Source organism: Desulfobotulus sp., from assembly GCF_034006065.1.
Lineage (GTDB): Bacteria > Desulfobacterota > Desulfobacteria > Desulfobacterales > ASO4-4 > Desulfobotulus.
In genome coordinates this window covers 1-17,852 of the sequence record NZ_JAVETM010000034.1, presented here as the reverse complement: position 1 = coordinate 17,852, position 17,852 = coordinate 1, and the positions used below count along the sequence as shown (strand labels likewise).

20 protein-coding genes are annotated in these 17,852 nt (G+C 56.4%); 17 read left to right on the top strand and 3 right to left on the bottom strand.

From position 1 onward, the window contains the following. The first annotated feature begins 20 nt into the window (after positions 1-20). The 9 genes from RBR60_RS12275 (at position 21) to minE (ending at position 10,112) form a co-directional block, all read left to right on the top strand. On the top strand, positions 21-797 hold the full coding sequence (locus tag RBR60_RS12275; RefSeq protein ID WP_320357179.1) for a substrate-binding periplasmic protein: 777 nt from the start codon (positions 21-23) through the stop codon (positions 795-797). Between the two features lie 3 nt (positions 798-800). Then, complete coding sequence (locus tag RBR60_RS12270; RefSeq protein ID WP_320357177.1) at positions 801-2,774, top strand: diguanylate cyclase; 1,974 nt, start codon at positions 801-803, stop codon at positions 2,772-2,774. Positions 2,775-2,790: 16 nt separating this feature from the next. After that, on the top strand, positions 2,791-3,483 hold the full coding sequence (locus RBR60_RS12265) for an anaerobic ribonucleoside-triphosphate reductase activating protein (protein WP_320357175.1): 693 nt from the start codon (positions 2,791-2,793) through the stop codon (positions 3,481-3,483). A gap of 228 nt (positions 3,484-3,711) precedes the next feature. After that, positions 3,712-4,917: an acetyl-CoA C-acyltransferase gene (locus tag RBR60_RS12260; protein WP_320357172.1), complete on the top strand. Its 1,206-nt coding sequence runs from the start codon at positions 3,712-3,714 to the stop codon at positions 4,915-4,917. Positions 4,918-5,096: 179 nt separating this feature from the next. After that, positions 5,097-6,224 (top strand): alanine racemase, encoded by a 1,128-nt coding sequence (alr, locus tag RBR60_RS12255; RefSeq protein ID WP_320357170.1) that lies wholly within the window; start codon positions 5,097-5,099, stop codon positions 6,222-6,224. A gap of 84 nt (positions 6,225-6,308) precedes the next feature. Further along, positions 6,309-7,880, top strand: a complete 1,572-nt coding sequence (locus RBR60_RS12250; protein WP_320357168.1) for a response regulator — start codon at positions 6,309-6,311, stop codon at positions 7,878-7,880. A gap of 358 nt (positions 7,881-8,238) precedes the next feature. Beyond that, positions 8,239-8,913 carry a septum site-determining protein MinC gene (gene minC / locus RBR60_RS12245; protein ID WP_320357166.1) on the top strand — a complete coding sequence of 225 codons (675 nt, stop codon included), beginning with the start codon at positions 8,239-8,241 and terminating at the stop codon, positions 8,911-8,913. Between the two features lie 58 nt (positions 8,914-8,971). Then, entirely contained in the window at positions 8,972-9,778 is an 807-nt protein-coding gene (minD, locus tag RBR60_RS12240; RefSeq protein WP_320357164.1) for a septum site-determining protein MinD, read from the top strand. Between the two features lie 52 nt (positions 9,779-9,830). Continuing rightward, on the top strand, positions 9,831-10,112 hold the full coding sequence (gene minE / locus RBR60_RS12235; RefSeq protein WP_320357162.1) for a cell division topological specificity factor MinE: 282 nt from the start codon (positions 9,831-9,833) through the stop codon (positions 10,110-10,112). Between the two features lie 104 nt (positions 10,113-10,216). Here minE and RBR60_RS12230 read toward each other — a convergent pair whose 3' ends face one another. Further along, positions 10,217-10,978 (bottom strand): HD domain-containing protein, encoded by a 762-nt coding sequence (locus tag RBR60_RS12230; RefSeq protein WP_320357160.1) that lies wholly within the window; start codon positions 10,976-10,978, stop codon positions 10,217-10,219. Positions 10,979-11,135: 157 nt separating this feature from the next. Between RBR60_RS12230 and RBR60_RS12225 the strand changes: the two genes are divergently transcribed. The 6 genes from RBR60_RS12225 (at position 11,136) to RBR60_RS12200 (ending at position 15,145) form a co-directional block, all read left to right on the top strand. Continuing rightward, entirely contained in the window at positions 11,136-11,555 is a 420-nt protein-coding gene (locus RBR60_RS12225) for a DUF134 domain-containing protein (protein ID WP_320357158.1), read from the top strand. After that, entirely contained in the window at positions 11,552-12,412 is an 861-nt protein-coding gene (locus RBR60_RS12220; protein WP_320357156.1) for an ATP-binding protein, read from the top strand. The genes RBR60_RS12225 and RBR60_RS12220 overlap by 4 nt, the downstream gene beginning before the upstream one ends. After that, the gene (locus RBR60_RS12215) at positions 12,409-13,347 is read left to right on the top strand and encodes an ATP-binding protein (protein ID WP_320357154.1); all 939 of its coding nucleotides are present in this window, start codon (positions 12,409-12,411) and stop codon (positions 13,345-13,347) included. Before RBR60_RS12220 ends, RBR60_RS12215 begins: the two co-directional genes overlap by 4 nt. Positions 13,348-13,402: 55 nt before the next feature. Further along, entirely contained in the window at positions 13,403-13,765 is a 363-nt protein-coding gene (locus RBR60_RS12210) for a NifB/NifX family molybdenum-iron cluster-binding protein (protein WP_320357152.1), read from the top strand. A 98-nt stretch (positions 13,766-13,863) separates the two neighbouring features. Next, positions 13,864-14,196, top strand: a complete 333-nt coding sequence (locus RBR60_RS12205; protein WP_320357150.1) for a NifB/NifX family molybdenum-iron cluster-binding protein — start codon at positions 13,864-13,866, stop codon at positions 14,194-14,196. Between the two features lie 118 nt (positions 14,197-14,314). Then, entirely contained in the window at positions 14,315-15,145 is an 831-nt protein-coding gene (locus tag RBR60_RS12200) for an MBL fold metallo-hydrolase (RefSeq protein ID WP_320357148.1), read from the top strand. A gap of 11 nt (positions 15,146-15,156) precedes the next feature. On the opposite strand, the gene yjgA is transcribed toward RBR60_RS12200, so the two are convergent. Together yjgA and metF are read right to left on the bottom strand one after the other, a co-directional pair. After that, positions 15,157-15,810 carry a ribosome biogenesis factor YjgA gene (gene yjgA / locus RBR60_RS12195; protein WP_320357146.1) on the bottom strand — a complete coding sequence of 218 codons (654 nt, stop codon included), beginning with the start codon at positions 15,808-15,810 and terminating at the stop codon, positions 15,157-15,159. A 10-nt stretch (positions 15,811-15,820) separates the two neighbouring features. After that, the gene (gene metF / locus RBR60_RS12190; protein WP_320357144.1) at positions 15,821-16,708 is read right to left on the bottom strand and encodes a methylenetetrahydrofolate reductase [NAD(P)H]; all 888 of its coding nucleotides are present in this window, start codon (positions 16,706-16,708) and stop codon (positions 15,821-15,823) included. Positions 16,709-16,914: 206 nt separating this feature from the next. On the opposite strand from metF, the gene RBR60_RS12185 reads away from it, so the two are divergent. Beyond that, positions 16,915-17,259 (top strand): hypothetical protein, encoded by a 345-nt coding sequence (locus RBR60_RS12185; protein ID WP_320357142.1) that lies wholly within the window; start codon positions 16,915-16,917, stop codon positions 17,257-17,259. Positions 17,260-17,267: 8 nt separating this feature from the next. Beyond that, positions 17,268-17,852 (top strand): DUF1848 family protein (locus RBR60_RS12180; RefSeq protein ID WP_320357140.1); only part of this gene is annotated, 585 nt, incomplete at its 3' end.

The window sequence follows — 17,852 nt, the reverse complement described above, 5'->3', positions numbered from 1 at the left end:
CGAACCGCAGGAGGATGGTCATGGTCCCACGTTTTCTCCTTGTTCTGTTCTGTCTTTTTTCTCTCTCAGCCGCAGCCGCCGAGCCCCTGACCCTGGTCTGCGATATATGGCCGCCCTATCAGGTCCATGGCGACCAGAAAGTTTCCGGTTTCAGCACGGAACTCATCCGGGAAGTCTGCGCCCTGGCGGGCATTCCCATTACTGTCATTCACGCCTATCCCTGGAAACGCGCCCTCCTCATGCTGGAAACGGACCAGGTGGACGGCCTTTTTTCCGCCAATCATACGGAAGAGCGCACCCGCTTTGCCTTGTATCCGACCCTGCCTCTGGTAAAAAGTCCCTGGGTGCTCTGGGCCCGCAGGGACGCCCCCCACGCCTATGCAGGGCTTCAGGATCTCCGTGGCCAACGCATCGGCGTGGTCCGCGGCTACTCCTACACCCCGGCCTTCTGGGAAGCACTCACCCAGAGCGACAGTATCATTGAGGAAGCTCCCAGTGATGAGGTCAATTTCCGCAAGCTCTCCGCAGGCCGCCTGGACCTTGCCGTGGCGGAGCTGCACAACGGCCGCTTTCTCCTGCAGCAGGAAAAACTCGAAAATCTCAAGCCCTTTCCCCTGCATCCCATCAAAACCGATGGGCTTTACCTGATTTTCAACAAAAAACGGGTCCCCCAGGAAACCGTGGACCGTTTTTCCGAATCCCTTAGGGCCTTCAAAGATTCCGAGGCTTACCAGGTTCTCTACAACCATTATTTTCGGGAAAACCTTCTGACACTTCCCCCTTCCCCTGAAGGATGAGCCATGCTCCCTTTTTTCTACCGCGCCAAGGCCCTCGCCTTTCTTTCCTTTGTCCTGGCTGGCTTCTTTTTCCTGGGACAACGCGGAGATATGAACAATACGGATTTTTTCATGAAACAAGCCCACAGGGCTGCAGAAATTCAGATGGACACCTTCATAGCCGCAGGCCTTGAAACCTACCTCAACCACCTGTCCAGCCATCTTGAATCCTTTGCAGTCGATGCCGATCTTCTTCCCTTTTTCCGTGGAAATACAGCCCATGAGCCCCAGGTCCGTGAACGCTGGAAACAGTTTCTGCGTCTTCATGCCCATGTGCCCTATGTGTATTTCGCAAATTACGAAGGAAAACTTTTCTTTGAACCCAACGCCGATCTCCCGGAAGGCTATGATGCCCGCCGCAGGCCCTGGTTCCGCCATGCCCTCCTGAATCCGGGCAGGGTGACCTGGACGCCTCCCTACACGGAAATTCCCACGGGAAAAAAGGTTCTCAGCGCCGTGATGGCCCTTCAGGATCCGGATTCCGGCCAGAATCTGGGCGTCTTGTCCATGGATCTCGGCATTGAGGAACTGGAAAGCCTCTTAGCCCGCATTCCCCTGCCGGAAAACAGTTTTCTTGGCATCCTCGCTTCGGATGGTCAGTTGGTCGCCTCCTCTCATCCTGAAAAAATGAAGGCCCTCCTGGCCCACCCCTCCAGCCTTCTCGCCATCATGAGCGGTGAAACCAATGTCTTTCATGAAAATCCGGAGACCCAGCTGCTCATCACAACCCGCCTTCTGCCCCAACCCCATTGGCGCATCATCCAGGGTCTTCCCCAGAGCGCCTGGCAACTCCCCCACGCCCCCAACCGGAAAATCGCCTTCTTTCTCATGGTGACCACCCTGGGACTTTACCTTTTCCTGCGCTTTCTTGAACTCCGCAGTATCCACAAGCAGGTCCTTGACTTTGAGAACCACATCAACGTCCTTCGCACAGAAGCCCCTCCTCTGCCCTCCCCATCCCCGGCCCCCCTTTTCCCCCTTGCGGATCTCTGTACGCGCATGGCCGAGGATTGCCGCAGGGGCGATGAAAAAATCAGAATCCTCCAGTCTCGCCTGGATACACTCATCCAGAAAGCGCCCATGGGCATTTTCCGCTCCAGCCCCCAGGGCCGCTTTTCAGAGGTGAACCCCGCCATGGCCCAGATCCTTGAATACGATTCTCCGGAAGACCTCATACACAACATGCATGACATCGAAAGGGAGCTGTACCTGGATCAGCAGGATCGCAAAGTCCTCCAGAACCGCCTCCTTCAGGGGCACATTCTGGATTTTCCCACCCGATTCCGCAAAAAAAACGGTACCATCGGCCACGCCTGTATCACCGCCTACCCCGAATATGGCCCGGATGGCCGTATTTTCAGCATCTGGGGGTTTTTTACAGATATTTCACGCCAATACCAGCTGGAAGGCCAGCTTCGCCGCATGGCGCTTACGGATCGCCTCACCGAACTTCCCAACCGCCGAAGCTTCATGGATCTGCTTGTACGGGAGGCCGGACGCTTCTGCCGGTACGGCGCGCCTTTCACCCTTCTGGTCCTCAATGTGGATCAGTTCCGGGATATCAACGCCGATTATGGGCATATCACAGGGGATAAAATCCTTTGTGCCCTGGCCGAGGCCTTCACCTCCGTCCTCCGAAGCTGTGATACCCTGGCCCGTATTGATGGCGACACCTTCGCCATTCACCTTGCAGAAACGCCTCTGGATGAAGGGCTTTCCGTGGCCTTACGCATCCAGGAGCACATCCATGGCCTGCACTGGACCGAACCCCCTGACCTGAAAATCACCCTCAGCATCGGTGCCACAGCCCCCCATGAAACCCTCCGTTGTCCGGATCTGCTCTTGCAGGAAGCCGAAGGTCTGATGTATGCCGTAAAGAAGAAGGGGGGTAAAGGCATGCTTCCCCTTCCCGCGAAATCCCGCACATTCTATTCATGATTTTTTAAGGAATCCCATGCGCTTCGGTGGACTTCAGAAAAACTCCCTCATCGATTTTCCCGGCAGAATTGCCGCCCTTCTCTTTACCCAGGGCTGCAATTTTCACTGCCCCTACTGCCACAATCCCAGTCTCATCCCCATGGCCGGAAGCCAGGATTTTTCCGAAGAAGAGATCCTCCTTTTCCTTGAAAAACGTCAGGGACTCATTGAAGGTGTCGCCATCACCGGCGGAGAACCCACCCTCCATAACGACCTCATCTCCTTTTGCAGGAAGGTGAAAGCCCTGGGCTACCCCGTCAAGCTCGACACCAACGGATCCCGTCCGGAGATGCTCCGCCGTCTTCTTTCCGAAAACCTTGTGGATTTCATCGCCATGGATATCAAGACGGATCCTGAAAACTACACCCCTTTTCTCTCAGGCCTCTCTGTGGCCGAAGCCCTTGTGAAAAGCATCCGCCTGATCCTTGAAAGCGGCCTTGACCATGAATTCCGAAGCACCTGTGTAGCACCCTTTATTTCAGAAGAACGCATCCTGCGCATCCTCCCCCTGATCCGAGGCGCCCAGCGCTATGCGCTTCAGCACTTTTCCCAGGCCACCCTCCTCGATTCCCAATTCTTCCTGGAAAAGGGGCGGGGATTGAATCCCGATGAAATGGAAAAACTCCGGGAGGTCATTGCCCCCCACGTCGGCTGCTGCGACATCCGCTAAAAAAAATCCGCTTCCCTGCCTTCCGGGCCAAACAGGCCCGGCCCCAGGTTTCCCTGGTATTGACACAAGCCCCTTCTTCTGATTAGTGTTCTCCATTCTTATGACGGATACGCCCTGTGGATGCCATACTCGCCTCAAAAACAGAGATTATGAAGCTCCCACATCCCAATTTTCTGCTCATACGGCATATACCTATATCATACCCAACCCTGATGGAGGACACGTTAGATGGAAATCCAGGAAGTTGTTGCAGTCAGTGCCTGCCGCACGGCCATCGCCAAATTCATGGGCGGCCTCAAAGATGTTTCCGCCCGCGAGCTGGCCATGACCGCAGGTCGTCACGCCATAGCGCGCGCGGGCATAGCCCCAGATCAGATTGATGAAATCTGCATGGGCCAGGTCTTTCCCGGCATGCAGGGCTCTCTGCCCGCACGTCAGGTGGCCATGCGCATCGGTCTTTCCAATGAAAGCAGCGCCGTATCCATCAACCAGAATTGCGCCTCAGGCATGCGAGCCATCGAAGTCGCAGCCCACAGCATCATGCTGGGCAAAACCCGCAGCGCCCTCATTGTGGGTACGGAAAGCATGACCAACGCCCCTTACCTGCTGCCCAAGGGCCGCATGGGGTATCGCATGGGGCCTGGTCAGATTGAAGATCAGATGCTCCACGACGGACTTGTGGATGAGCTGGTACCCGGTCATATGGGGCTTACGGCGGAAAACATCGCAGAGCAGTACGGCATCACCCGGGAAGAATGCGATGCCCTGGCCCTCACCAGCCACCTCCGGGCCAAGGCGGCCATTGAAAAGGGCACTTTCAAAGAAGAAATCGTGCCCGTTGAAATTGCCTCCCGCAAAAAGACTCTCATCTTTGACACGGATGAACATCCCATCCTCGATGCCAGCGGGGAATCCATGGCCAAACTGCCCTCAGCCTTCAAAAAAGGCGGTGTGGTCACAGCGGCTAACGCCTCAGGGCTCAACGACGGGGCCGCGGCCATGGTACTCATGTCCAAAAAGGCAGCCCTGGATCTTGGGCTCAAACCTCTGATGAAACTGGTCAACATCTGTGACATGGGGGTGGATCCCAAGGTCATGGGGCTTGGGCCTGCGGTCTGCATTCCCAAATGCCTGAAACAGGCAGGGCTTTCCTTTGACGCCATTGATTACTGGGAAATCAACGAAGCCTTCGCCGCCCAATGGCTGGGAGTCGGACGCATGCTGGAGACGGATTTCGGCATGAAACTCGATATGGAAAAGGTCAATGCCAATGGTTCGGGCATCGCCCTGGGCCATCCCGTGGGCTGCACCGGGCTGCGCATTGTGGTTTCTCTCTACCATGAAATGAAACGCCGGGGAGCGCGTCTCGGCGGCGCTTCGCTCTGCGTAGGCGGTGGTCCTGCGGTGAGTTCCCTCTGGACCCTGGATATCTGATCTGCCTTCTTACCGACGAAAACTTTCTCAAGCTCCCTTGCGGAAGAATCCGCAAGGGAGCTTTTTTCAAAAAAAAGACCCAGCCCCTCATCTTCTTCCCCTCCCTTGACAGCATCCCGACAAGGCCATAAGGAAAGGAGTGTTTTCAATTTTCAGGCCTTTTTTCACGGAGAACGGTAATGGATGAGCATCTGATCTGGGCGGAAATCAGGCTGGACGCCCTTGCCCGTAACATACGCGCCCTGCGCAAAAGGTCGTCCCCCACAGCTTCTCTCATGGCTGTGGTCAAGGCCGACGGCTATGGTCATGGAGCAACGGAAGTCGCACGCACGGCTCTGGCCCATGGCGCAGCCAGCCTGGGCGTCGCCCGCATGGAAGAGGGCATACGCCTGAGAACCGCTGGCTTTGCAGCGCCCATACTCGTCTTCGGCCATACCCTTTCCTGCCACATCAAAGAAATGATCCGCTACCGTCTCATCCCCTCCATATGCAGCATGGAAGATGCCCAGCGCATGTCGGAAACGGCCTTGGCTTCCGGGAAAACCCTGCCCGTACACCTCAAATTTGACACTGGCATGGGCAGATTGGGTTTCACAGGTCAGCCCCTTTCCGACCCCGTATCCACTGTGAAAAAAATCCGGGCCCTTCCCGGTCTCCGCATTCAAGGCGTGTACACACATTTTGCCACAGCAGATCAGGATGATGTGGACTTTACCCTCACCCAACTTCAGACCTTCCGTCAGATCCTTGAAAAACTGGAGCAGGCGGGAGTCCGGCCTCCCATCGCCCATGCGGCCAACAGCGCAGCCCTTATCCGCCTTCCCGAAAGCCATCTCGACATGGTGCGTCCCGGCATTGCCATGTATGGCATACAACCCGCCAGCACCATGGACAGGCAGGCCTTTCCCCTGGAACCGGTCTTAAGCCTGAAAAGCAAAATCATACAGATCAAAACCGTGCCCGCAGGCTTTTCCTTAAGCTATGGCCGCACCTGGATCGCACAGAAGCCTTCATCCATTGCCACCATCGCCTGCGGTTACGGAGATGGCTTTCCCAGACAGCTCTCCAATGGATGTGAGGTACTCGTCAGAGGTCGCAGAGCCCCTTTACGCGGACGCATCTGCATGGATCTGAGCATGATCGACGTAAGTGGCATTCCCGGCGTTGAAGTCGGGGACACGGTCACCCTCATCGGCCAGGACGGGGAACAGGAAATTCTCGCCGAAACCCTGGCAGAAAGCGTACAGACCATTGCCTATGAGCTGGTCACAGGACTGATGCCGCGCATCCCCCGTATTCCGGTGTAAAGCCCCAAGACCGTATTGAAGCCAGAATCCTTTGGTTCCTGCCTTGATAAGGCGCGGAATCTGCATCCAAGGCAGGAAAAAACCATGAGCCCAGAAACAGAAACCCAAATCCTGCAACGGGAGAATCAACGCCTTCGCAACCGCTGCCATAAACTGGAAGCCCGCTACCGGACCACTTTGGACAGCATTTCTGAAATTTATTTTGAAACGGATCGTCAGGGCAGACTGACCTTTTTTAATCAAAGCTTCTGCCAGCTTACGGGGTTCAGCCACAAAACCCTTCTTGGCAGAACAGCCCGGGATCTCTGCCCACTGGAATCCGCCCTGCGCCTTGAAATGATTTTTCGTCATATCCTGGAAAAGGGGGAAACCCAGGGGCTCAGCCATGTGGATGTTTTTCACAAAGACGGGCATACCCTTCCCCTTGAAATTTCCGTATCTCCCATCCGGAATTCCGAACAGGAGACCCTGGGTTTCCGGGGCATTGCACGGGACATTTCCCTCAAAATCCTTGCGGAAAAGGAAAGGGCCACCTTTGCAGAACAGATGCAGCAGGCAGAAAAGCTTGAGGCCATTGGCACTCTGGCTGCGGGTATTGCCCATGATTTCAACAATCTTCTCATGGGCATTCAGGGCAATATCTCCCTTCTCATGCTCCACACAGAACCTGACACACCCGCCTGGAAACGCCTTGTGAAAATGGAAGCGCAGATTCGACACGGCGCGGAACTCACAAGACAGCTCCTCGGGTTTTCAGAAGACGACACCCGAACCTCCCGCACCTGCAATCTCAACATCCTGGTGCAGGATACCCTGGCCTTCTTTTCACGCACCTGCAAAAATATCTGCGTACATCCAAGGCTTTCTCCTGATCTCAAACCTGTCATGGCAGATGCCTCCCAGATCCGTAAAGTCATTCTCGCCATCTGCGTCAATGCGGCCTCCCACGCCATGCCCCAGGGCGGGGATCTCTATGTTGAAACCGACAACATTCTTCTCACCGATGCCTTTGTCCAGCCCCACAGACTGCCCAGTGGCGAGTATGTCCGCATCCGTATCCGGGATACCGGGGCCGGTATGGACGAGAAAACACGCAAACGGGTTTTTGATCCCTTTTTCACCACCCTTGAGAAGGGACGGGGAACGGGCCTTGGACTCGCATCGGCCTTCAGCATCATCAAGCACCATCAGGGCATCCTTTCCGTGCAGAGTCTTCCCGGCGAAGGCTGCACCTTTTTTATCCATCTTCCCTGCACCCACCCCAGTGGAAAGGCCCTCCTGCCGCCTTCCAGGGGCTTACGCATTCTTCTGGTGGATGACGAGGAAATGGTACGGGAAGTGGCCGCAGATCTTCTCGAGGAACTCGGGCATAAGGTCATCACAGCGTCCGGAGGCAAGCAGGCGCTCACCCTTTTTGACCAACATGCCCCAACCATTGACCTTGTCATTCTGGATATGGTCATGCCGGGCATGGATGGCAACACCGTACTGACGGCCCTCCGGAAAAAAGCTCCCGATCTTGCGGTGCTGATCTCCAGCGGATATGGGCAGAATGAGCTTGCAAAGGATGCCCTTTCCTTTCAGCATACGGGTTTTATCCAAAAGCCCTTCACCCTGGCGGGACTTTCCCAAGCCATCCGCCAGCTGATAACCTGAAAGGCGCCAACTTTTTTTGGATATGCCCGCTTCCGGCCGTTTTTTCCCAAAACATCCCTGGGAGACAGGCGTCCGGGAGGCCCCTGAACAGATTCCAGATCCCCTCGCACTTCCCACAGCTTGACACCCCTTGCCCCTTTCTCTATATTCTTCCACAATTTGTATGGAAAAGGCTTTCCTGTTTTCCTGTCTGCACCGCTTCATGATCGGGGCTTATCCACTGCCCTTACTTAAAAGGTGTACAAGGAAGACGGAAAAGCGCAGCCGGAGCCTCGGCGAAGAATATCTTCCCCCTGAACCCCTCCGGCCCCAGGGGCCTGCCCTGACTTCTATTTCCTGCGGAAAGCGACGAGAACCTATGGTGGACCCGCTGGTATCCTTAAAAGGCGTGGGAGACGGGCTCCGGCTCCACATCGGAAGCCCCCTTCCCAAAGAGCAGATCCTTTCAGAAATCACCCCCCTCTTTGACCGCATCCGGCAATTGGCTTCCGGCGCCCGCATTACCGTAGACGCCTGCGGCAAGGAAGGCGAGCTTGTGTCTTTTCTGAGAGATTTTCTTGTGCGGGAATATCAGGTTGCAGACGTAGCCCCTGCAGACATGTCCCCAGGCCAGAGTCAGCAGGTACGCAAGCGCCAGCGGGAAGCGGATCGTTCCTGGGAAAACCGCAGAAGCGATGTACTCATGATGTGCGGCCGCGTCCGTTCCGGACAGAAAATTCAGCACAAGGGCCATGTTCTTCTCATGGGCGATGTGAATCCTGGTGGAGAAGTTATGGCCGGAGGCGACATCATTGTCCTGGGCAGTCTTTGCGGCAGCGCTGCGGCCGGACATCCGGAAAAAAACGACGCCATCATTGTCGCCCTCGACTTCCGGCCCACACGGATTCAGATTGCCGACCAGGTCAGCACCGGTCCCTATGGGTCTGCAAATCGGAGCCCTCACTATGCATGCATACGGGAAGGTGCCATTGTCGTGGCCGAATATCTGGATCAGCCACCCTTTGCCAAACTGCCCTGGCCGGAACCCCGCTGACAGGACGACCCACACAAACCCTTATGACAGCGCCATGACAACCCACAAGAGGTGAACCTTGGAAGGAAAAATCATTGTCATCACATCCGGCAAAGGAGGGGTCGGTAAAACCACGACCACAGCCGCCCTTGGCGCCGCCATTGCCCTGGAAGGCAAACGCGTGGCCGTGGTGGATATGGATATTGGTCTGCGCAACCTGGATGTGGTCATGGGTCTTGAAAACCGCATCGTCTTCAACGTTGTGGATCTGGCCAAGGGCCGGTGCAAGGTGCATCAGGCTTCCATCAAGGACCGGCGCATCGAAAATCTTTTTCTTATCCCCGCCTCCCAGAGCGACAACAAAACGGCCTTAAGCACCGACGATATGATCCGTCTTTGCAAAAAGCTCAGGCAGGAGTTTGATGTGGTACTCATCGACTGCCCGGCGGGCATTGAACAGGGGTTTGAAAACTCCGTGGTGGGTGCGGATGAGGCCGTTGTGGTCTGCACACCGGAGGTTTCCGCCGTGCGGGATGCGGACCGCATCATCGGGCTGCTTTATGCCCGATCCATCACGCCCAAGCTTATTGTCAACCGCATTGTCCCAAGGCTTGTTCAGTCCGGGGACATGCTCAGCCACAAGGATGTGGTGGACGTGCTTTCCATCGAACTCATCGGTCTTGTCTGCATGGACGACTTTGTCATCACCTCCACCAACACGGGAACACCCGTGGTGCTGGATAAGGACTCCAGGGCAGGACAGGCCTTCCGCCGCATTGCCATGCGCCTTCTCGGAAACACGGAAGTGCCCATCGTAGATCCCCTGGAGGACAATAAGGGATTCTGGAACCGCATCGGCTCCAAGATCGGACTCCGGAGAATCTGACATCACCCGGCATCGACACGGGAAATCACCGGTCTGAAAGGGGTTTTTAAATATGCTGAACAACCTTTTCTCCAGAATGTTCAAGGAAAAAGAAGCGCCCCCTGGGGAGGTGGCCAAAAAAAGGCTGCAGTTTGCCCTCATCTACGACAAACTTGAGGTTTCCGATGAAATGCTGGAGAACCTTCAAAATGACATCGTAGACGTGCTTTCCAGGTATTTTGAAATTGACAAGGCTTCCCTGCGCCTGGATATCACCCGGCAGGAAGATCTTTCAGCCCTTGTCCTCAACACACCCATCATTGCCGCCAAAAAGCGGGGGCATGAAAAAAAATAAACCGCCTCAAAAACGGTTTTCTGCCACCGCCTCCGATCCGCGCATCGGCAAAGGAAACAAGACTTCCTGTCTGCTTACTCCTTTGCCGGTGCGGCTCTTTCCCATCACATCCCTTCTTTGCCGTAGCGTTCCAGGATGGCCACATAAACCCGGGCGGCAATGCCCATGCCAATGTCGATGAATTCCGGACCAAAACGGCGGCCCCTCGGACTCCGGAAGGTTTCCCGGATGCGGGCGATTCCGGCAATCCCCTCGGGATAGCGTTTTAAAAAGGCTTTCACCGGCACCCGCCCCGCCTCCAGCATGGCCCAGACCGTATGGCTGAAATTATCCGGACCCCAGCGAAATTTGTCCGCATCATAAAGACAATCGGAAAGCAGGGAGACTTCCGGTGCAAGGGCTTCGGAATAATCCCGGAAAGCCTCATGCCTGCGAATGGCTTCACACACCGCTCCGATGTCCCGACCACAGAATCCTTCCGTCTCCAGCAGGGTGCGCGCCATCGCAGCCCCCTTTTCCGCATGATCCTTTTCCCTGCGGCAGATATCGTGGAGAAGGCCGCCGCAATGGGCCAGACGCAAAAGCCGTATGAGGTTCTCCGGTGTTTCCCCCAGAATCCGACCTTCCATGAGCACAAGGGCACCCGCCTCCACGGCCACCTTGCGGCTGTGGCCCATGCCATGGCCCCAGTCCTCGGCCAGTTGCAGAACCACCGCGTCCCGGATTTTTCCCACTTGCCTGTCTTCTTCAAAAAAAACCCTGGACTTCACGAGAAAAGGCCCGCATTCCTCATAAAAAGAGGGAACCGGGGCAGTCCGGACAATGGCCCGGGCCAGCGCCCGAATTTCATCATACATTCCCTGCATGGGGCCTCCTGGGGTTGGGGTTGTTCCTTTTCCCCTGCATACCATGGCAAAGCCCCCTGCCTCAAGCCTGCTCTGCACCGATGTTTTTCCTTGACTTGGCCCAGTCATTCCGTTTATGAACCCAAGTATTGAGCATATGCTCATATCAGGAGGTCCAATGGTTCGTCCCAAAAAAAACCGCATTGTCACCACCCACCCCGAAGTCAGCTATTTCAAACCCAGGGGCATTCCCTTAAGGGACCTTGATGAGGTGGTCCTGACCGTGGATGAACGGGAAGCCCTGCGCCTTGCCGATCTCGAAGACTACAGCCACGCAGAAGCAGGAGAACGCATGGCCGTTTCCAGGGCCACCTTCGGCCGTATCCTTCAGAACGCCAGGAAAACCGTGGCCGATGCCCTGATCCACGGCAAGGCCATCCGGGTGGAAGGAGGGGTATACACCCTGCACAAGGCCCGGGTATTCCTCTGCCTTGGCTGCGAAAGGGCCTTTGAACAGAGCGGGCCTGAGGGCCGACCCGAGTCCTGTCCCCGCTGCGCCCACAAGGAAATCACCCCATACCGGGAGCCTTTACCATGATTCTCAGTGTCGCCAGTGGAAAGGGCGGAACGGGCAAAACCACCGTTTCCGTGAACCTTGCCGCAACAGCCCCCATGCCCGTGCGCCTTCTGGACTGCGACGTGGAAGAACCCAACGCCCACCTTTTCATCCAAACGGAAGAGGTGAGACGCAGTCCGAAAAAGGTTTTTATTCCCAAAGTGGATGCAGAAAAATGCACCCTCTGCGGTCAATGTGAGGCCATCTGCCGCTTTTCCGCCCTGGTGACCATCGGCCAGAAACTTCTGACTTTTCCGGAAATGTGCCACGCCTGCCTCGGCTGCCTGCGCATCTGCCCTGAAGGGGCTATCCTGCATGGAGAGCGTCTGCTCGGCGAGGTAATCCAGGCAAAATGGGGAAGGCATGAGCTGATCTGGGGAGAGCTGCGGGTGGGAGAAGCCATGAGCCCGCCCCTCATTGAGGCGGTGCAGGGCGCCGCAGTGGCAGATCGTCCCCTCATTCTGGACGCGCCCCCCGGAACTTCCTGTCCCATGATCGCAGCCGTGCGGGACTCGGACTTCATCCTTCTTGTGACAGAACCCACGCCCTTTGGCCTCAATGATCTCCGGCTGGCCGTGGATACGGCCCGTCACCTTTCCATCCCCTGCGGCATTGTGCTGAACCGCGCGGAACCGGGTAACACCCTGATCCAGGAGTATGCCCGGAAAGAATCGATCCCCCTTCTCATGGAAATCCCCTACAGACGCAGCTATGCAGAAGCCTACTCCAGGGGAGAAAGACTCACGGATAAGGATCCGGAACTCAAAAAAGCCTTTGAGCAGCTCTGGCGGGATCTTGAAAAAAAGCTGCATTCCCTTTCCGAAAGGAGGCTTCCATGAAAGAGCTTGTTCTGCTCAGCGGTAAAGGGGGCACAGGAAAAACCAGCCTCACCGCAGCCTTTGCCCACATTCTCTCTTCCCGCATTCTCGTGGATGCAGACGTGGACGCCGCCAATCTCCACCTCATCACCCCCCACAGCGTAGAGATCGAAGAACCCTTTTCCGGCGGTATCCTGCCCGTACTGAATCCGGAAAACTGCACCGATTGTGGCCTCTGCCGGGAAGTCTGCGCCTTTTTGGCCATTGCGGACACCCATCCCCCCCGCATCGATCCCGTACGCTGCGAAGGTTGCGGCGTCTGCGCGGCCTTCTGCCCTTCAAAGGCCATCCGGCTTGAACCCCGCATCTCCGGCGTCTGGTTCCATTCCAGAACGGAAAAAGGCCCTCTCCTCCACGCAAGGCTTGGCATTGCAGAAGAAAATTCGGGCAAACTGGTTACCCTGCTCCGCAAAAGGGCAAGGGCTCTCGCCGAAAAAGAACCCTGTCCTGTCATTCTTGTGGACGGACCTCCGGGCATCGGATGCCCGGTCATCGCCTCCATGACAGGGGCGGATCTTGTGCTCATGGTCACGGAACCCACCCTCTCAGGACGCCACGACATGCTGCGTCTTGCAGACCTCTGCACAAAGATGGGCATTCCCGCTTGTATCACGCTGAACAAGTGGGATCTCAACCCGGAGATGACGGAAAGCATGGGCAGGGAAGCCGCAGCCAGGGGTCTTTTTCTGCTCTCCCCCATTCCCTTTGATCCCGAGGTTGCCCGCGCCATGACCCTGGGAAAGAGCCTTACGGAAGTCTCCACAGGCCCGGCCAGTCAGGCCATCCGTCGCATCTGGCGGGAAGTGGAAGACCTGCTGGGAGGGACAATCCCGGCTTCCCATGCAATGAAGCCTTTCCCCATGACTGAAGGAAAGGCAGAAGATTCCTGCTTTTAACGGCCTGCCCCAGGCGGGTCTTTTGTGTACACGGTAAATCAGTAAGGAGATTTCCATGAAGGTACTCGTTTCCTCCCAGGGTCGCACCCTGGATGCCCCTCTGGATCCCCGTTTTGGGCGGGCCAGCTGTTTTCTTCTCGTGGATACGGAAACCCTTGATTATTCCGTTGTGGAAAACACCCAAAATCTCCATCTGCCCCAGGGTGCGGGAATCCAGGCGGGAAAAACCGCAGCCGCCGCAGGGGCCGAGGCCGTTTTGACAGGACACTGTGGCCCCAAAGCCTTTGATGTGCTTCAGGCCGCAGGCATTACCGTGGTGGTGGGCGCTTCAGGCAGGGTCATTGACGCTGTACAGCATTACAAGAACGGCAGGCTCAAGAAGGCCGCAAGCCCCAATGTGGAAGGCCACTGGGTCTGAAACTTCGCCCTTTTTCCGGATTCCGGAATTCATCCCTGGCATGATCGGTATTCCTTAATCGGATCTTTTTTTCATTTTCCCCATGAAGGAGCTTTTCCATGAAAGTCGCCATTCCCGTTGCTGAAGGCAAACTGGCTGTACACTTTGGTCATGTGCAGGAATTCGCCCTGGTTCACGTCAAAGAGGGCAGAATTGAAAAAACCGAAAGCCTCACCCCGCCTCCCCATGAGCCCGGCGTGCTTCCCCGCTGGGTGGAATCCTTAGGCGCCACGGTCGTGATCGCAGGAGGGATGGGTCACAAGGCCCAGCAGCTCTTTGCGGAAAAGGGCATCCGCGTGCTCACCGGAGCCCCCTGCGAAACACCGGAGCTGCTCGTCACCCAGTTCCTCAGCAACAACCTCCAGACCGGCATCAATCTCTGTGACCACTGAGCCTTAAAAAAAGATAAACCTAAAAAAGGCTTTGTGAAAAAACATCAAGGGGATCCGGTTTCCCATCCCCATTTTTTCCACCGGATCCCCCTAACCCTCCCTCAAGGAAAGACTACGGATGATCACCCTCACCCTGCTCGCGGAAAACAGCACTACCCTGGGCGTGGCCCTCACCGGAGAACACGGGCTTTCCTTTCTTGTGGAAAGCCCTGAAAACCACATCCTCTTTGATACGGGCCAGGGGATGGTTCTGGCCTCCAACGCCCGCGCCCTGCATAAGGACTTAAGTCTTGTGGACACCCTTGTGCTGAGCCACGGTCATTATGACCACGTAGGCGGGCTTTCCTTTTTTCTCGATCCGCCGAAAGCCCGCACCCTCATTGCCCATCCCAAAGCCTTTGAACCCAAGTGGGCGGGCAGACAACCGGGCAACCTCATCCCCATCGGCTGCCCCTTTGACCGGAAAACCCTGGAAAAGGCGGGTTTTCAGATCCAGACCCCGGAAACCAGCCTGCAGATCGCACCGGGTATCCGCACCACAGGCGAGGTTCCCATGAAAACGGGATGGGAAAAGGTGGAGTCCTACTTCTTTGCAGGCGAACCTGCCCAGGGGGACACCATGGCCGACGACATGGGTCTGATCCTGGATACGGCCCAGGGCGTCGTACTCCTTCTGGGCTGCACCCACCGCGGGCTCATCAACACCCTCAGCCATGTGGCTTCCCTCACAGGCTCCACCCACTTCCACGCCATCATGGGTGGACTTCATCTGGGAGAAGCGGATGAAAAACGGCTGGATCAGGTTGTGGATGGTCTTGGATCCTTTTCCTTTGACCACATGGCCGTAGGTCACTGCACCGGACTCAACGCCTACTGCCGCCTGCGTCAGGCCTTTGGCCCAAAGGTCAGCGCCCTGGCTGTGGGACGATCCTGGAATTTTGAGACCTGAAAGGCCCACGTTCAGAATTTTTCTTCGGGCAGGTGATCCTTGAGATACCGGAAAAGATTCCTCCGACTTCCTTTGGGATGGCCCTGGGTCTTTTCCTTCACCGCCTGATCCACAAGAAAAAGAAAATGATGGGGATCCATACCCGGAAGAGCGGCAAGGGTTGCAGCAAGGCCACTGTCCCCTGCGGCCAGACGATCTCTCAAAGATTCAAGGTATTGCATCCGGCCTTTTTCCCGTCTTTCCCTTCCTTCCCTGTCTTCCAGAAAACGGACAATGGCCTTCAGCTGGCCTTCCTCCTGCTCCCGCATGAGGGCGGCAATGCGCTTTTCATGGCGACACCGGGCCCCATGGCTCCGGATCCTGCCCATCTCTTCCAGCGCCCTGCACAATTCCGGAGAAAGACGGAATTTCCGCCATGCCCCTTCTCCCAGGGCTGCCAACTGCAAGCCCAGGGCTTCCAGGGCTTTAACCTCCCGTTTCTTCTGGGAACGGCTTTTAAAGGGTCTCTCATCTTCCCCGTCCAGGCCCTCTCCCCCATGCTCCGCCAAGGTCTCGTCCAGCTCCTCTTCCATGTCCCAGGCGTCCGCATCCTGGTCTCCATCATCCGAAAAGGCATCCAGATCTTCCATCTCCCGACCGTCGTCGGTTCCGTACAACACTTTCATTGCAGCTCCTTCAGCGGCCAAGGTTTCTCGAATTCTTCACACCCAGGGCCTCATAAATCCGTAAGGTGGCAGGTGAGCGATTCAGGGTATAAAAATGAATGCCCCGGACCCCATGCTCAATGAGATCCCGCACCTGCTCTGTGGCCCAGTGTACCCCCACATTTTCCACAAGGCTGTCCGATTCCGCCCGGTAGACTGCCTTGAGCAGAGCTGCGGGAATCCGCGCCCCGGCAGCCAGTTCCGCCATGCGCTCCATGCCTTTGCGCGTGGTCACGGGCATAATGCCCGCAAGAATCGGTACATGGATACCCGCAAGCAGACAGCGATCCCGGAAATCATAGAAATCCCGGTTGTCAAAGAAAAGCTGGGTGACAATATAATCCGCCCCCGCATCCACCTTGGCCTTCAGGTATTCGATTTCAAGGAGACGATTGGGCGTTCCCGGATGCCCCTCCGGAAAACCCGCCACACCGATGCACATGCCGGGAAAATGCTTTTTGATATAAGCCACAAGATCAGCAGCGTATAGAAAGCCATCGGGGTGCGGAGTAAAGGCCTGGCCTGCGGGCGGGTCTCCCCGGAGCGCCAGAATATTGTGCACACCCAGGGCATCATAACCGCTCAGGATTTCATGAATTTCCGCGCTGGAGGCCCCCACGCAGGTAAGGTGGGCCACGGCGGTGAGCGGCGTTTCCCTGTGGATCCGGGCCAAAAGCCTGTGGGTGCGATCCCGGGTGGATCCTCCCGCCCCATAGGTCACACTCACATAGGCAGGCTCCAGGGGCATGAGGTCGGAAATGGTATGGAAAAGACTCTCCCAGCCCTTTTCCGTGGCCGGTGGAAAAAATTCGAAACTGAAGGTCATGGGGTTTTTCGAAAAAATATCCTTAAGCAGCATCACAAAATCTCCTCTTTGACAGTCAAGCCTGTCCTGTGCCATAGATGATCCGTCCCAAAACGAAGTCCCTGGGGCCTTTCTTTAAAAAAACTTCAGGGGACGCTCCACAGGGCCAGGGCCTTTTCCGGACCGGATTCCCGGAAAACCCCTAACATACTGAAAAACAGGGCAGCCGCCCTGAGGATCATCAAGGAAAGCATCCAGCCATGACGGATATCGGCGACATCGTACGCATCTATTTTGAAGACGAACCCACATCCTACGCCCGCATTGAAGATATCGAACCGGATATCAAGCGGGACTGGTATCACCTCACCATGCGTCTCCTTCAGGTTCCCGAAGCACCGGAAACCCTCACTTGGATCCTCCGGGATACTTACATCAATGGCGTGGAATTTACCATGCAGGGAAAACGCATCCGCCTTGAAAAACTGGAACCCCCTGAGGCCTTACGGAAACGCGAGGAAGAAACTCAGGCCGCAGAAAACCGGAAAAAGGATGGGGGAACAGCAGGCCGGGTCATTTCCTTTTCCGACTTCAAAAAACCCTGAACCGTGTCATGGGCCTGCGCCGCATTCTTTCCGTCTCCCGCAGGACGGATCTTCCCGCCTTTCACCTGCCCTGGTTTCATGAAGGACTGGAAAAGGGCTTTTTCATGGTGGAAAATCCCGTGTCCGGGAAACGTTTCCATGTGCCGGTGTCAGAACGCGAAGTGGCGGCCCTTGTCTTCTGGTCCAAAAACTACAGACCCTTTTTAAGGGAAAACACCGGGGAGAAGGTGGAGTCCAGGGGCATGGGGGTCTATCTGCACTTCACCCTCAATACACCCTGCGTCCTGGAACCGGATCTGCCTTCCCTTGATGAAAGGCTCGGGCAGATGGCGGCCCTTGCCCGGCGCTTTGGCCCGGAAAACCTCGTCTGGCGCTTTGACCCCATCTGCCACTGGAAGGACAGCAAGGGGCAGAGCCACCACAACCTCGGGACCTTTCTTCCCATTGCCGAAGCCGCAGCCAGAGCAGGCATCCGATCCTGCGTCACAAGCTTCCTGGATCCCTACCCCAAGGTGCTGAAAAGGGCCAAAGCCGCTGGCATCTTTTTTCAGGAACCGGAAAAAGACCACAAAAAGGAAATCCTCCGACGCATG

Coding starts and splice junctions, on each gene's coding strand:
- RBR60_RS12275 (WP_320357179.1), top strand. CDS start 21: ATGGTCCCACGTTTTCTCCTTGTTCTGTTCTGTCTTTTTTCTCTCTCA.
- RBR60_RS12270 (WP_320357177.1), top strand. CDS start 801: ATGCTCCCTTTTTTCTACCGCGCCAAGGCCCTCGCCTTTCTTTCCTTT.
- RBR60_RS12265 (WP_320357175.1), top strand. CDS start 2,791: ATGCGCTTCGGTGGACTTCAGAAAAACTCCCTCATCGATTTTCCCGGC.
- RBR60_RS12260 (WP_320357172.1), top strand. CDS start 3,712: ATGGAAATCCAGGAAGTTGTTGCAGTCAGTGCCTGCCGCACGGCCATC.
- alr (WP_320357170.1), top strand. CDS start 5,097: ATGGATGAGCATCTGATCTGGGCGGAAATCAGGCTGGACGCCCTTGCC.
- RBR60_RS12250 (WP_320357168.1), top strand. CDS start 6,309: ATGAGCCCAGAAACAGAAACCCAAATCCTGCAACGGGAGAATCAACGC.
- minC (WP_320357166.1), top strand. CDS start 8,239: ATGGTGGACCCGCTGGTATCCTTAAAAGGCGTGGGAGACGGGCTCCGG.
- minE (WP_320357162.1), top strand. CDS start 9,831: ATGCTGAACAACCTTTTCTCCAGAATGTTCAAGGAAAAAGAAGCGCCC.
- RBR60_RS12230 (WP_320357160.1), bottom strand. CDS start 10,978: ATGCAGGGAATGTATGATGAAATTCGGGCGCTGGCCCGGGCCATTGTC.
- RBR60_RS12225 (WP_320357158.1), top strand. CDS start 11,136: ATGGTTCGTCCCAAAAAAAACCGCATTGTCACCACCCACCCCGAAGTC.
- RBR60_RS12220 (WP_320357156.1), top strand. CDS start 11,552: ATGATTCTCAGTGTCGCCAGTGGAAAGGGCGGAACGGGCAAAACCACC.
- RBR60_RS12215 (WP_320357154.1), top strand. CDS start 12,409: ATGAAAGAGCTTGTTCTGCTCAGCGGTAAAGGGGGCACAGGAAAAACC.
- RBR60_RS12210 (WP_320357152.1), top strand. CDS start 13,403: ATGAAGGTACTCGTTTCCTCCCAGGGTCGCACCCTGGATGCCCCTCTG.
- RBR60_RS12205 (WP_320357150.1), top strand. CDS start 13,864: ATGAAAGTCGCCATTCCCGTTGCTGAAGGCAAACTGGCTGTACACTTT.
- RBR60_RS12200 (WP_320357148.1), top strand. CDS start 14,315: ATGATCACCCTCACCCTGCTCGCGGAAAACAGCACTACCCTGGGCGTG.
- yjgA (WP_320357146.1), bottom strand. CDS start 15,810: ATGAAAGTGTTGTACGGAACCGACGACGGTCGGGAGATGGAAGATCTG.
- metF (WP_320357144.1), bottom strand. CDS start 16,708: ATGCTGCTTAAGGATATTTTTTCGAAAAACCCCATGACCTTCAGTTTC.
- RBR60_RS12185 (WP_320357142.1), top strand. CDS start 16,915: ATGACGGATATCGGCGACATCGTACGCATCTATTTTGAAGACGAACCC.